The 12,680-nt window shown below is 70.2% G+C and carries 12 protein-coding genes; 6 read left to right on the top strand and 6 right to left on the bottom strand.

Annotation, left to right across the window (positions count from 1 at the left end):
* The first annotated feature begins 250 nt into the window (after window positions 1-250).
* Window positions 251-490 (top strand): hypothetical protein, encoded by a 240-nt coding sequence (locus H295_RS0130735; RefSeq protein WP_020139181.1) that lies wholly within the window; start codon window positions 251-253, stop codon window positions 488-490.
* Between the two features lie 54 nt (window positions 491-544).
* Here the strand turns inward: H295_RS0130735 and H295_RS0130730 are convergent, their stop codons facing one another.
* On the bottom strand, window positions 545-1,708 hold the full coding sequence (locus H295_RS0130730) for a citrate synthase/methylcitrate synthase (protein ID WP_020139180.1): 1,164 nt from the start codon (window positions 1,706-1,708) through the stop codon (window positions 545-547).
* A 122-nt stretch (window positions 1,709-1,830) separates the two neighbouring features.
* Between H295_RS0130730 and H295_RS0130725 the strand changes: the two genes are divergently transcribed.
* The 4 genes from H295_RS0130725 (at window position 1,831) to H295_RS0130710 (ending at window position 6,563) form a co-directional block, all read left to right on the top strand.
* A complete protein-coding gene (locus H295_RS0130725; RefSeq protein WP_020139179.1) occupies window positions 1,831-3,093 on the top strand; it encodes a citrate synthase in 1,263 nt (420 codons plus the stop codon).
* Between the two features lie 90 nt (window positions 3,094-3,183).
* Window positions 3,184-4,128, top strand: coding sequence for a sucrase ferredoxin (locus H295_RS0130720; protein ID WP_020139178.1), 945 nt, complete (start codon window positions 3,184-3,186; stop codon window positions 4,126-4,128).
* A 90-nt stretch (window positions 4,129-4,218) separates the two neighbouring features.
* Window positions 4,219-5,883, top strand: a complete 1,665-nt coding sequence (locus tag H295_RS0130715) for a sensor histidine kinase (protein WP_020139177.1) — start codon at window positions 4,219-4,221, stop codon at window positions 5,881-5,883.
* Window positions 5,883-6,563 (top strand): response regulator, encoded by a 681-nt coding sequence (locus H295_RS0130710; RefSeq protein WP_020139176.1) that lies wholly within the window; start codon window positions 5,883-5,885, stop codon window positions 6,561-6,563. The genes H295_RS0130715 and H295_RS0130710 overlap by 1 nt, the downstream gene beginning before the upstream one ends.
* Window positions 6,564-6,590: 27 nt before the next feature.
* Here the strand turns inward: H295_RS0130710 and H295_RS0130705 are convergent, their stop codons facing one another.
* The 3 genes from H295_RS0130705 to H295_RS0130695 all read right to left on the bottom strand — a co-directional run bounded on the left by H295_RS0130705 (window position 6,591) and on the right by H295_RS0130695 (window position 9,465).
* Window positions 6,591-7,661 (bottom strand): ABC transporter substrate-binding protein, encoded by a 1,071-nt coding sequence (locus H295_RS0130705; RefSeq protein WP_020139175.1) that lies wholly within the window; start codon window positions 7,659-7,661, stop codon window positions 6,591-6,593.
* A gap of 132 nt (window positions 7,662-7,793) precedes the next feature.
* Entirely contained in the window at window positions 7,794-8,660 is an 867-nt protein-coding gene (locus H295_RS0130700; protein ID WP_020139174.1) for an ABC transporter permease, read from the bottom strand.
* Window positions 8,650-9,465 (bottom strand): ABC transporter ATP-binding protein, encoded by an 816-nt coding sequence (locus H295_RS0130695; protein WP_020139173.1) that lies wholly within the window; start codon window positions 9,463-9,465, stop codon window positions 8,650-8,652. The genes H295_RS0130700 and H295_RS0130695 overlap by 11 nt, the downstream gene beginning before the upstream one ends.
* Before the next feature lie 161 nt (window positions 9,466-9,626).
* Between H295_RS0130695 and H295_RS0130690 the strand changes: the two genes are divergently transcribed.
* On the top strand, window positions 9,627-10,319 hold the full coding sequence (locus tag H295_RS0130690; protein WP_020139172.1) for a response regulator: 693 nt from the start codon (window positions 9,627-9,629) through the stop codon (window positions 10,317-10,319).
* A 166-nt stretch (window positions 10,320-10,485) separates the two neighbouring features.
* Here the strand turns inward: H295_RS0130690 and H295_RS0130685 are convergent, their stop codons facing one another.
* Both H295_RS0130685 and H295_RS0130680 read right to left on the bottom strand, forming a co-directional pair.
* Window positions 10,486-12,078, bottom strand: coding sequence for a cation acetate symporter (locus H295_RS0130685; RefSeq protein WP_020139171.1), 1,593 nt, complete (start codon window positions 12,076-12,078; stop codon window positions 10,486-10,488).
* Window positions 12,075-12,635 carry a DUF485 domain-containing protein gene (locus H295_RS0130680; protein WP_028809901.1) on the bottom strand — a complete coding sequence of 187 codons (561 nt, stop codon included), beginning with the start codon at window positions 12,633-12,635 and terminating at the stop codon, window positions 12,075-12,077. The genes H295_RS0130685 and H295_RS0130680 overlap by 4 nt, the downstream gene beginning before the upstream one ends.
* Window positions 12,636-12,680: the final 45 nt, after the last annotated feature.

The following is a 12,680-nucleotide window of genomic DNA, read 5'->3' as shown; positions in this document are numbered from 1 at the left end:
AACATCACCCACTTCTCGGCGAGATCATGGATCCACTCGGCCCAGCGGCAAAGAAATGGCAAAGCCCCTGTGCCCCCAGCAGGATCACCAGAAACTGCTGCGGCACCCCGCATCACGGTGACCATCGTCAGGGTGACGTCGGGGAACCCTTTGTCCTCCTCGGAGTTTTCCCGGCGACAGGCCCAGGACGTTCGTGACCGCTCCACGGCCTGCGCTGCCAGAACTCCGCACAAGGACAAGGACAACAGCTGTGAGTCAGATCATCCGTCGCCTCGGTGTCCCCCCACGCGACCGGGGTAGCGCGGGAGGAGGAAACTGCCCGGACATCTTCGAACTGTCCGACGGACGCTTCGCCATCATCGGCACGGATGTCACCGACTCACTGGATGTCGACTTGCCCTCGGACGCTTCCCGCGCAGACTACGAGCGGATCGTGGTGATCACCCGCGAGACCCTGGTCAGGGCCAAGGCGGATATTCCGGACCAGTAGCCGCTACGCACCCATCACCGAGGCCGACCCGGAGCATCTGCGTGTCGGCCTCGGTCATGCCACCGGCACCGCCACCGGCGCCTCCGCCCCCACATACCGCGCCACAGGCCGAATGATCTTCGAGTCCGCCGCCTGTTCCAGGATGTTCGCACTCCACCCCACCACCCGCCCCGCGGCAAAGGTGGGCGTGAACATCTCGCGCGGCAGTCCGCACAGCTCCATGACCACGCCCGCGTAGAACTCGACGTTGGTGTGCAGCTCCCGCCCCGGCTTCAACTCGGCCAGGATCGCCTCCACCCGGCGTTCCACCTCGACGGCGAAGTCCACGCGCGGGCCACCGAACCGCTGCGCGACCTCCCGGAGCATCCGGGACCGAGGGTCCTCCGTCCGGTAGATCGCGTGGCCGAAGCCCATGATCCGGTCGCCGGCCAGTACACGTTCCCGGATCCAGTGGTCGATCCGGTCCCGCGTGCCGATCGCGTCCAGCGTGTCCAGCGCCCTGCTCGGCGCACCCCCGTGCAGCGGCCCGGACAGCGCACCCACCGCCCCGACGAGGCATGCCGCCACATCCGCCCCCGTCGACGCGATCACCCGTGCCGTGAAGGTTGATGCATTGAATCCGTGATCAATGGTTGAGATCAAGTACTGTTCGATCGCGCGGGCCCTCGCCCGCTCCGGCTCCGAACCCGTCACCATGTACAGGTAGTTCGCCGCGTACGAGAGGTCCTCACGCGGCTCCACGGGCTCCTGCCCCGCACCCAACCGGTGCAGCGCCGCGAGCAGCGTGGGTACGGCCGCGGCCGCCACGAGCGTGTCCCGTCGCCGCCCCTCGGGGTCGATGTCGTAGACGGGGCGGAATCCCTTCGCCGCCCCGAGCAGCGACAGCGCGCTGCGCATCCCCGCGAGCGGCCCCGACAACCCGCTCGCCGCCGCGATCGCGGGCAGCGCCGCCCGCACCTCGTCCGGCAACCGCCGCAACGCCGCCGTCTCGGCACGGAAGGCCGCACCCCGTGCCGCGTCCGGCAGTTCACCGTGGACCAGGAGATGCCACACGTCCTCGAAGCTGCGGGTCTGCGCGAGCTCGACGGCCGAGTACTGGCGGTAGTGATAGAAGCCCTCACGCCCTCGCACATCCCCGACCTCGGTGTCGGTGACGACGACTCCGGCGAGCCCTCGCGGCACCTCGATGAGAGTGGTTGCAGACCTGTTGACCGACATGATTCCTCCCTGGACTTGATTCGACTGTCCATGGTTGACTCATTAGCTGTCAATATTGATTGAATCAATGCGAAATCAATACGTACCATCAACCACTTCGGCTGCGGATACGGTGACCTCTTATGCGCGATCAAGACGCCCGCCCCGGCCCCGCCGAACACCGGCTCAGCACCAAGGAGGCCGCCGAACTGCTCGGCGTGAAGCCCGAGACCGTGTACGCCTACGTCAGCCGCGGCCAGCTCAGCAGCCGACGCGTGCCCGGCGGCCGGGGCAGCACCTTCGACGCCACGGAGGTGGAGACCCTCGCGCGACGCAACCGCCGGGAGAGCGGCGGGAGTCCGGGGAGCGGCGGCGAACTGTCGGTACGCACCCGCATCACGTTCATCGACCGCGACCGCTACTACTTCCGTGGCGTCGACGCCACTGAACTGGCCGCACGCCACTCCTACGAAGAGATCGCGGAGTGGCTCTGGACCGGACAGCTGCGCCCCGGCGTCACCTTCACGGCACCCGACCCCTCCGTGCAGGCAGCCCGCCGCGCGGTGGACGCGCTGCCCGAACACACCAGCCCCACCGACCGGTTGCGCGTCGCGGCGATCGCCGCGGCCGCCGCCGACCCGTTGCGATTCGACCTGTCCGAGGAGGCCGTGCTCGGCACCGCCCGCACCCTCATCCCCACGCTCGTCGCCGCCCTGCCACCCGTCACGCGCGACCGGCGCCGCGACGACGGCCCCCTGGCCCACCGGCTCTGGACCCGCCTGAGCGGCCGCAAGCCCGACGAGGCGTCCCTTCGCGTCCTGGACACCGCTCTCGGCCTGCTCGTCGACCACGACCTCGCCGCCTCGACCCTCGCGGTACGCGTCGCCGCGTCGGCCCGCGCGCACGCGTACGCGGCCGTCTCCGCCGGGCTCGGCGTCCTGGAGGGCCCGCTGCACGGCGCGGCCAGCGGGCTGGCCCACAAGCTGCTGCTCGACGTGCTCGACCGGGGTGACGCGGCCCCCGTGATCGCGGAGGAGCTGCGGGCCGGCCGGCGCATCCCCGGCCTCGGTCACCGGCTCTACCCGGGCGAGGACCCACGCGCGCGGGCCCTGTTCGAGCTTCTGGAGGAGATCCCACGCGCGGAGTCCGCCCTCCTCGCGGCCCGCGACATCGTCGCCACCACGGCCCGGCACGCCCCCCTGCACGCCAACGTGGACCTCGCCCTCGCCGTGCTGACCGCCTCCTCCGGCATGCCCTCCACGGCCGGCGAGACGGTCTTCGCCGTCGCCCGGACGGCGGGCTGGATCGCCCACGCCCTGGAGGAGTACGGGGAGCGCCCGCTGCGCATGCGCCCGAGCGGCATCTATGTGGGCCCCCAGCCACCGCAGCCGCTGCCCGAGCAGTGACTCCGCAGGAGGTACGGCCGCACCCCTCCGCGCCCCGGCTCCGGCCGGACCGAAAGTCGCCGCGCGCCAAGTCAGGTTAGGCTCACCTCTGTGAGTACCTGTACAACGGTCTCGCACGACCTCGACGAGCCCGTTTCCGGAACCGCGGCCACCGCGCGGACCTGGCTGCTCCTGGAGCAGCCCGGCCCCTGGGGCGCCAAGGCCCTCACTTCGAGCCACCTGGACCCCGCCCTCGGCCGCGCCCTGGAGGCCGCAGCGGAGGGCACGGGCGTACGCATCGCCCTGATCCGTCGCCCGGGCCGGCACGCGGACAGTCGCAGCCCCAGCGTCCGGCATGTGTACGCGGCCCACACCACGCCCGGCAACGTGTGGCTCCGCAGTGCGAGGACCCGTGACCCGCGGGACCTGCTCGACCTGGATCTCGCCGCGCTCGGCAGGGGTGACCACACCTCCTTCGACGCCGCCCTCCAAGGGCGCGCCCACACCGGCGATCCGCTCGCGCTCGTCTGCACCAACGGCAAGCGGGACCGCTGCTGCGCCCTCCTCGGCCGCCCTCTCGCCGCGGAACTGGCCGCCTCGGGGGTGGAGGGTGCCTGGGAGGTCACCCATCTGGGTGGTCACCGTTTCTCGCCGACGCTGCTCGTCCTGCCGTACGGCTACGCCTACGGCCGTGCGGAGGCCCACACCGTCAAGCAGGTCCTCCACAGCGTCCAGGAGGGCCGGATCGTGGTCGAGGGGTGCCGCGGGAGCTCCGCCTGGGAGCGGCCCGGCCAGGCGGCCGAGCTGGCCGTGCGCAGGGCCGTGGGCGAATACGCGGCGGAGGCGCTGACGGTCGTAGGGACCGACGGTGCGGCGCCGCACTGGGAGGTGACCGTCGCACACGTCGACGGCCGCCATTGGCGCGTCCTCGTGGCGCAGACCGCCTCACTGCCGCCTCGCCCGGAGAGCTGCGGAGCGTCCGTGCTCGGCTCGCCCGCGCGGATGGACGTCGTGACGGTGCGGGAGTTGACCACCTCGACGGCCCTGGCCAGCTGACCGCCCCAACAACCCCGTCCACATATTGATCAAGAGATCCATGCCACACCTCCGGCGATGGATCCGGCGCCCCCACGTACCTTCATGGGTATGAGCCGCACTCCCCCCGCCCGACGCCTGCGCCTGGGCCTGCCCCGTCGGGTGTTCTCCCAGGTGCTCCTGATGCAGCTTGCGATCGCCGCGGGAGTCGCGGTGCTCGCGACCGGGCTCTTCCTGGCCCCGCTGAGCAACCAGCTGGACGACCAGGCGATGCGCCGGGCGCTCGCCATCGCCCAGACCACCGCTGCCGAGTCGCAGATCGCCGAGCAGGTCAAGGACACGCCCCCGCTGCCCAGCGGCCCCGTCCAGAAGGAGGCGGAGCGGATCCGCCGGGCGACCGGGGCCGAGTACGTCGTCGTGATGGACTGGCGAGGCGTGCGCTGGTCGCATCCGACCCGCGGAGAGGTCGGCAGGACCGTCTCCACCGACCCCGGCCAGGCTCTGGCCGGCAAGGAGATCATGCAGATCGACAGCGGCACCCTGGGCCGCACCGCCCGCGGCAAGGTCCCGCTGTACGACAGCCACGGCAAGATCGTCGGGGCGGTCTCCGTCGGTATCGCCTACGACAGCGTGCGCGCCCGGCTGATCCACGCGATCCCCGGGCTGTTCGCCTACGCCGGCGGGGCCCTCGCCGTCGGTGCGCTGGCGGCCTGGCTCATCTCCCGCCGGGTCCAGCGCCAGACCCGCGATCTGGCCTTCTCCGACATCTCTGGTCTCCTCGCCGAGCGCGAGGCCATGCTGCACGGCATCAGGGAGGGTGTCGTCGCCCTCGACCGTGCCGGGCGGATCCGCCTGCTGAACGACGAGGCACGGCGGCTGCTGGGCATCGGCGACGAGGCCGTCGGCCGCTCCCCCGACGAGGCGCTCGGGGACGGCCGTACGGCCGACGTCCTGGCCGGACGCGTCACCGGCACCGATCTGGTCACCGTCCGGGGCCAGCGGGTGCTGGTCGCCAACCGCATGCCCACCGACGACGGCGGCGCGGTGGCCACCCTGCGCGACCGCACCGAACTCGAGCAGCTGGGCCGGGAACTCGACTCCACCCACGGCCTGATCGACGCGCTGCGGGCGCAGGACCACGAGCACGCGAACCGGATGCACACGCTCCTGGGGCTGCTCGAACTGGAGATGTACGAGGACGCGGTGGAGTTCGTCGGAGAGGTCGTCGGCGACCACCGGGCCACCGCGGAACAGGTCACCGAGAAGATCGAGGATCCGCGGCTCGCCGCCCTGCTGGTGGGAAAGGCCACCGTCGCGGCCGAACGCGGAGTCGCCCTCTGGGTCTCCGACCGGACCAGGCTGCCGGACCGGCTGGTCGATCCCAGCGGCCTGGTCACCATCGTCGGCAACCTCGTGGACAACGCCCTGGACGCCGCCGCCGGAGCACCGCACGCACGCGTGGAGGTCGAACTGCGCACGGAGGGCCGTACGGCCGTCCTCCGGGTGCGGGACACCGGGCCGGGGATCCCGGTGGAACAGCGGGAGTTGGTCTTCACCGAGGGCTGGTCGACCAAGGAGCCCCCGGCTCACCGGGGGCGCGGCCTCGGGCTCTCCCTGGTGCGCAAGCTCGCCGAGCGCCAGGGCGGCAGCGCGACCGTGGGGGACGCCGGCGGCGGGGGCGCCGAGTTCACCGTCGTCCTGCCCGACGCACTGGCCGAGCCGCAACCCGCTCTCACCGCACCGACGACCCTGCAGGCCGCCGAGGAGGAGTCGTGATGATCGAGGTCCTGGTCGTGGACGACGACACCCGCGTGGCGCGCGTCAACGCCGCCTACGTCGAGAAGGTGCCGGGCTTCCATGTGGCCGGTGAGGCGCACAACGCGGCGGAGGCGCTACGACAGCTGGAGGCGCTGCCGCACGTCGACCTGGTGCTCATGGACCACTATCTGCCCGACGAGACGGGCCTGGCGGTGGTCCAGGAGATGCGGCGGCGCGGCCACCAGACCGACGTGATCATGGTGACCGCGGCGCGGGACGTGACGACCGTGCAGGCGGCGATGCGGCACGGCGCGCTCCAGTACCTGGTCAAGCCCTTCGCCTTCGCCGGACTCAGAGCCAGGCTTGAGGCGTACGCCGAGCTGCGCCGCACCCTGGACGGAGGCGGCGAGGCGGAACAGGCCGAGGTCGACCGCATCTTCGGCGCCCTGTCCACGTCGGCGGAGCCCGACCTGCCCAAGGGACACTCCCCCACCACGGCGGAACTCGTCCGCAGGTCCCTGATGAACGCGGAAGGGCCCCTGTCGGCTCAGGAGATCGCCGACCGGACGGGGGTGAGCCGTCAGACCGCCCAGCGTTATCTGAAGCTCCTGGAGCGCACGGGACGGGCCAGGCTGACTCTCAAGTACGGCGACGCGGGCCGCCCGGAACACCGTTACGTGTGGGCGACCCGCGCGTGAGCAGGTCTCTCGGGCACAGCGCCGCGCTCAGCCCGCGTTCTGTGCGGCCTTCTCGACGAACTCCGTCGTGTACGTCTTGTCGAGGTCGACGTCGGCGTTCTGGATGGCCGGGTTGAACGCCTTGAGCACCTTCTCGACGGTCTCGGGACCGTTCTTGGGCATCACACCGTCCTTGGTGAACATGGGCAGCGTGTTCTTGATGGCCACCGCGTAGAGCAGCTTGTTGCCCTGCGAGTAGTCGGCGGGCATCTTGTCGGCGATCTGGGTCGCGCTGTGGGTGGACATCCACTGGAGCGTCTTGACGAATGCATTGGCCAACTTCTGCACGGTGTCCTTGTGACCGTTGACCCATTCCGTCTGCATGTACAGGCTTGACGAGGGATACGGTCCGCCGAGCGCCTCGTCGGAACCCTGGGGCGTGCGCATGTCCAACAGGACCTTGCCGGCCTTCTTGTCCAGGATCGTCGCGACGGTCGGGTCGGTCGTCATACCGCCGTCGATCGAGCCCTGTTGCAGGGCCGAGATGAAGGTCGGGCCCGCTCCGACGGCGACCGGGGTGAAGTCGCTGACCTTCACGCCGTTCTTGACCGCGAGGTACTTGGTGAGGAAGTCGGTCGAGGAGCCGAGGCCCGTGACGCCGAGCTTCTTGCCCTTGAAGTCCTTGGGCGAGGTGATGTCACCGGCCGCCTTGTTGGAGACGATCTCCACCTCGCCGGGCGCGTGCGAGAACTGCACGACCGACTCCACGTCCTTGCCCTTCACCTGAAGGTCCAGCGTGTGGTCGTAGAAGCCGACGGCACCCTGGACCTGGCCGGAGACGAGCGCGGTCTCGGCCTGGACTCCGGCGGGCTCGCTCAGCAGTTCCACGTCGAGCCCCTCGGAGTCGAAGTAGCCGAGCCGCTGGGTGAGCATCGCGGGCAGGTAGATGACCTTGTCGAGGCCGCCGACCATGATCTTGACCTTGGTTCCCTTGCCGTCGCCCTTGCTGCCGGAACCGGTCGAGGCGGTGCTCGATGCATCGTTGGCGCAGGCGGTGAGGGAGGAGAGGGCGAGCAGGCCGGCTCCGGCCAGGGAGGCGTATCGGGCGGACTTGCGCATGGGGTTCACGTCCTTGTGAGAAGAAGGGGTGCCGCGTCGGTTGCTCACGGGCGAGAGGGAGCGGCCGCCGAGAGGCGAGCAGGGGGCAGAAGAGGCCGTCGGCGTGGAAGGGAGGGCACGCCGACGCGGTCGTCAGCTGTCGGACCCCGAGGGCTTCCAGCGGAAGATGCGGCGCTCGGCGAAGGTGAGCAGCCCTTCGGCGAGGAGTGCGACCACGGCGAGGATGACCATCGCGGAGTACACACCGGCCGCGTTGAAGGTGCCCTGCGACTGAGCGACGAGCAGGCCGATGCCCTTGGTCGCACCGATGTACTCGCCGACGATGGCGCCGATGAGGGCGAAGCCGAAGCTGACGTGCAGGCTGGTGAAGATCCACGAGGTGGCGGACGGGATGACGACCTGAAGCGTCACCCTGCGATCGCTCGCGCCGAGGATGCGGGCGTTGGCGACCAGGTTGCGGTCGACCTCGCGGGCACCCTGGAAGGCGTTGAAGAAGACCGGGAAGAAGACCAGGACGACGGCGGAGGCCACCTTGGAGGCCGGTCCGAGGCCGAACCAGATCACAAAGATGGGTGCAAGGACAATCCTGGGGATTGAGTTGAGCACCTTGATGTATGGACCAAGTACGTCGGCCAGCAAGGTGATCCGCCCCAGCGCGATACCGAAGACCACACCGGCCACCACACCGAAGACCCAGCCCAGCAGCGCCTCGTGCAGCGTGTACCAGATCTGTTCGCCCAGCGATCCGAGCGCGGTGCCGTGGGTGATCCAGGTCCAGATCTGGTCCCAGATCTTCGAGGGCATGGAGAAGTTGAAGGGATCGATGACCTCGGTCCGGGCGAACACTTCCCACAGGCCGAGGACGGCCACCAGAAGCAGTACCCGGGACACGGTGACGACGATCCTGCGCCTGCGGGCGGCACGCGCGCGTGAGTGCGCACGGTCCGGCGGGGTCTTGGCCGTGTCCACGACCGGTGTGCTGAGGACCTCAGGCGACATGTGCGGCACCCCTCTCGCGGGTGATGCGGACCTCTTCGCCGAGGGACTCCCAGATCTCGCGGTAGATCTCGATGAACCGCGGCTCCAGACGGACCGACTCGACCTTGCGCGGTCGCGGCAGGTCGATGTCGAACACCTGCTTGACGGTGGCCGGCCCGGCCGTCATCACGACGACCTTGTCGGCCAGCGCGATGGACTCCTCAAGGTCATGGGTGACGAAGACGACGGAGGCGCCCGTGCCCTCCCACAGTTCGAGGAGTTCGTCGGACATCAGGGCCCGGGTCTGCACGTCGAGCGCCGAGAAGGGCTCGTCCATGAGCAGGATCTCGGGGTCGTTGACGAAGGTGGCGGCGAGCGCGACGCGCTTGCGCTGGCCACCGGAGAGCTGGTGGGGGTAGCGGTCCTCGAAGGCCGCGAGCCCGACCCGGGCCAGCCACTCCCGCGCCTTCTGCTTCGCCTCGGCCTTGGGGACGCCGCGGAACCGCGGACCCGCCATCACGTTCGAGAGCACCGTGCGCCAGGGGAAGGTGGCGTCCTGCTGGAAGACGAAACCGACCTTGTCCCCGACTCCGCGGACCGGCTCCCCGACCACCAGAACCTCGCCCTCCGAGGGCTCCTCCAACCCGCTGACCAGCGTCAACGTGGTTGATTTGCCGCAGCCCGTAGGGCCGACGACGGCCACGAACTCCCCACGCCCCACCGTGAGGTCGAGTCCCCTGACCGCCGTGTGCAGACCCCCCGACGGGGTCCGGAATGTCTTGCTCGCGCCCCGCAGCTCGATGGCGGGGCTGATGTCTGCGCTCATGGCCGGGGACGGTAGATGTGGCCCACGCCACGGCATCAGTCTTCTGGGCGCATGCCGTTCTTTTGCTTGCAACAGCCTGTTGTGCTCGTTTTGCGCGCGCTACAACAGCGGAGCCGAAACACGGGCGTTACGCCCGCCAGGCCTTGAGGGAAAGAGGCCCGATGATTGACGTCCTGGTCGTGGACGACGACTTCCGTGTCGCCGAGATCAACGCCAAGTACGTGGGGAAGGTTCCCGGCTTCCGGGTGGCCGCCCGCGCGCACAGCGCCGCCCAGGCGCTGTCCAACGTGCAGCGCGGGACCATCGACCTGGTCCTGCTCGACCACTACCTGCCCGACCAGACCGGCCTCGAACTCGTCCACCGCATGCGGGAACAGGGCCACGGCACCGACGTCATCATGATCACCGCGGCCGGTGACGTGGCGACCATCCAGGCGGCGATGCGTCTGGGCGCCCTCCACTACCTGGTCAAACCGTTCACCTTCGCGGCCCTGCGGACCCGTCTGGACTCCTACGCCGCCCTGCGCCGCACCGTCGACCGCGTCGGGGGCCGCGGTATCGCCGGCCAGGAACAGGTCGACCGGATCTTCAGCGCCCTGCGCATGACGTCGGCCCCGGCCTCCCCGGGCCTGCCCAGCGGCCACTCGGAACCCACGACGGACCTCATCTGCCGCGTCCTCCACCACGCCGACCATCCCCTGTCCGCCCACGAGGTCGCCGCCGAGACCGGCCTGAGCCGCTCCACCGCCCAGCGCTACCTCCGCCACCTCGAACAGGCCGGCCGCCTCCGCCTCTCACTCAGATACGGCGACACAGGACGCCCGGAGCACCGGTACGCATGGGTGGCGCCCTAGCCGTCCTTGCCCGCCGAGGACGAGCGGCTGGAGTGCCCGCGCACGGGATGCCGTACGTCTGGAGGAACCCAGCGCGGGATGTCGTACGACTAAGACACATGCCGTACGACGACGCAGGCGCCGCCCGCTCATCGCCGCGGACGCAGCGCGCTCACCGTCGCCGTCGCTACACGGCCCCCGCCCCCGTCAGTGACCGCACCTCGGTCTCCGCGTGTTTGGCCTCGTCGGCGACCTCCGCCGAGGTGATCGTGCCGAGCCAGCCCGCGACAAAGCCCAGTGGGATGGAGACCAGGCCGGGGTTCTGGAGCGGGAAGTACTGGAAGTCGAGGCCGGGGAACAGCGATTCGGGGCTGCCGGACACCACGGGCGACAGCAGCACCAGGGCCAGGGCCGGGACCAGCCCGCCGTAGACGGACCAGACGGCACCCCGGGTGGTGAACCCCCGCCAGAACAGCGAATAGAGCAGGACCGGCAGGTTTGCGGAGGCGGCGACGGCAAAGGCGAGGCCGACCAGGAAGGCAACGTTGAGGTCCCTCGCGAGCAGGCCGAGAGCGATCGCGACCACCCCGATCCCCACGGCGGCGGTCCTGGCCACGGCGACCTCGCTGCGCGGCTTGGCACGTCCACGCCGCAGCGAGGCGTACAGGTCGTGGGCGACGGAGGCCGAGGAGGCGAGCGTGATGCCGGCTACCACGGCGAGGATCGTGGCGAAGGCGACGGCCGCGACGATCGCGAACAGAACCGTTCCTCCCGTGGAGTCGGCACCACCGCCCAGGTCGAGGGCCAGCAACGGGACGGCGGTGTTCCCGGCGGCGTTCGATCCCCTCACCGCTTCGGGCCCGACGATCGCCGCGGCACCGAAGCCGAGGACGATCGTCATCAGGTAGAAACCGCCGATGAGCCCGATCGACCAGACCACCGAACGCCGTGCCGCGCGTGCGGTGGGCACGGTGTAGAAGCGGGACAGAATGTGCGGCAGCCCTGCCGTGCCGAGCACGAGCGCGAGTCCCAGGCTGATGAAGTCGAAGCGCGCGGTCCAGTCCCCGCCGTACTTCAGGCCCGGCGCCAGGAACGACCGGCCGTGGCCACTGCGTTCCGCCGCCGTGAGCAGCAACTGATCGACATCACCGTGGAACCGCACCAGCACCAGCGCGGTCAGCGCCACGGTTCCGCCGAGCAGCAGCACCGCCTTGACGATCTGGATCCAGGTGGTGGCCCGCATCCCTCCCAGGGACACGTAGATCACCATGAGCGCGCCGACCCCGATGACGGTCCAGGACTGTGCCGCCTCACTGGTGCCGCCGAGCAGCAGCGCGACGAGACTGCCCGCGCCGACCATCTGCGCGACCAGGTACAGCACGGACACGGTGACCGAGGAGGCCCCGGCCGCGATCCGCACCGGCCGCTCGCTCATCCGGGCCGCGACCACGTCGGCGAGGGTGAACCTCCCGCAGTTGCGGACCAGTTCGGCGACCAGGAAGAGCACCACCAGCCAGGCCACGAGGAAACCGACCGAGTAGAGCATCCCGTCGTACCCGAACAGCGCGATGAGCCCGGAGATCCCGAGGAAGGACGCCGCCGACATGTAGTCGCCCGCGATGGCAAAACCATTCTCCATGGGCGAGAACAGCCGGCCCCCCGCATAGAACTCCTCCGCCGAGCCGTGCCGGTGACGGCTCACCCACGTCGTGATCCCCAAAGTGACCGCGACGAACATGCTGAACAGCAGCAGCGCCAGAGTCTGGTGGTTCCCCGTCACGATGCAGCACCGCCCCGAGCCGTACGCGTCAGTTCCTGGGTGTCCCAGCGCAGTTCGAGCGCGGCCCGGTCCCGGCGCAGCCGCGCATGCCGGGCGTAGGCCCAGGTCAGCAGGAACGTGGTCAGGAACTGCCCGAGCCCCGCGAGCATCGCCACATTCACCGCGCCCGCCACGGGTCGCGCCATCAGCCCGGGCGCGCTCGTCGCCGTCACGACGTAGGCCACGTACCAGACGAAGAACCCGATGCCCGCCGGGACCACGAACCTCCGGTACCGGCTGCGCACCTCCTGGAAGGCCGCGCTGCGCTGCACTTCGAGATAGACATCGGCCGCGGCCGCCGCCCTGTCCGCGCGCTCCGCGCGTGCCGCCTCAACCGGGGCTACGGGAGTGCCGTCACCGCTCGTCTCGCCCCAGCCGGAGGCGAGCGCGTCGTACCAGGGATCGTCGTACCGCACCCCGGTCGCCTCGGCGCGAGCTTGATCTTGCCCGCCGTGGGTCTCGGCCGAACTCTCGGCGTCACCCCCGCTTCCGCGGGGACGAGCGTTGCTTGACTGCATGCTCAAGGATGGACAGAACGGGAAGATCCCCGACTCTTCTCCCCG

Source organism: Streptomyces sp. 351MFTsu5.1 (assembly GCF_000383655.1).
GTDB lineage: Bacteria > Actinomycetota > Actinomycetes > Streptomycetales > Streptomycetaceae > Streptomyces > Streptomyces griseorubiginosus.
Note: the sequence above shows the minus strand (reverse complement) of the source record. Positions and strands in the feature narration are given on the sequence as shown.

Excerpts from the sequence above, each read along its gene's own strand:
- H295_RS0130705 (WP_020139175.1), bottom strand. The coding sequence starts at position 7,661 with ATGCGCAAGTCCGCCCGATACGCCTCCCTGGCCGGAGCCGGCCTGCTC.
- H295_RS0130710 (WP_020139176.1), top strand. The coding sequence starts at position 5,883 with ATGATCGAGGTCCTGGTCGTGGACGACGACACCCGCGTGGCGCGCGTC.
- H295_RS0130715 (WP_020139177.1), top strand. The coding sequence starts at position 4,219 with ATGAGCCGCACTCCCCCCGCCCGACGCCTGCGCCTGGGCCTGCCCCGT.
- H295_RS0130730 (WP_020139180.1), bottom strand. The coding sequence starts at position 1,708 with ATGTCGGTCAACAGGTCTGCAACCACTCTCATCGAGGTGCCGCGAGGG.
- H295_RS0130725 (WP_020139179.1), top strand. The coding sequence starts at position 1,831 with ATGCGCGATCAAGACGCCCGCCCCGGCCCCGCCGAACACCGGCTCAGC.
- H295_RS0130700 (WP_020139174.1), bottom strand. The coding sequence starts at position 8,660 with ATGTCGCCTGAGGTCCTCAGCACACCGGTCGTGGACACGGCCAAGACC.
- H295_RS0130695 (WP_020139173.1), bottom strand. The coding sequence starts at position 9,465 with ATGAGCGCAGACATCAGCCCCGCCATCGAGCTGCGGGGCGCGAGCAAG.
- H295_RS0130680 (WP_028809901.1), bottom strand. The coding sequence starts at position 12,635 with ATGCAGTCAAGCAACGCTCGTCCCCGCGGAAGCGGGGGTGACGCCGAG.
- H295_RS0130690 (WP_020139172.1), top strand. The coding sequence starts at position 9,627 with ATGATTGACGTCCTGGTCGTGGACGACGACTTCCGTGTCGCCGAGATC.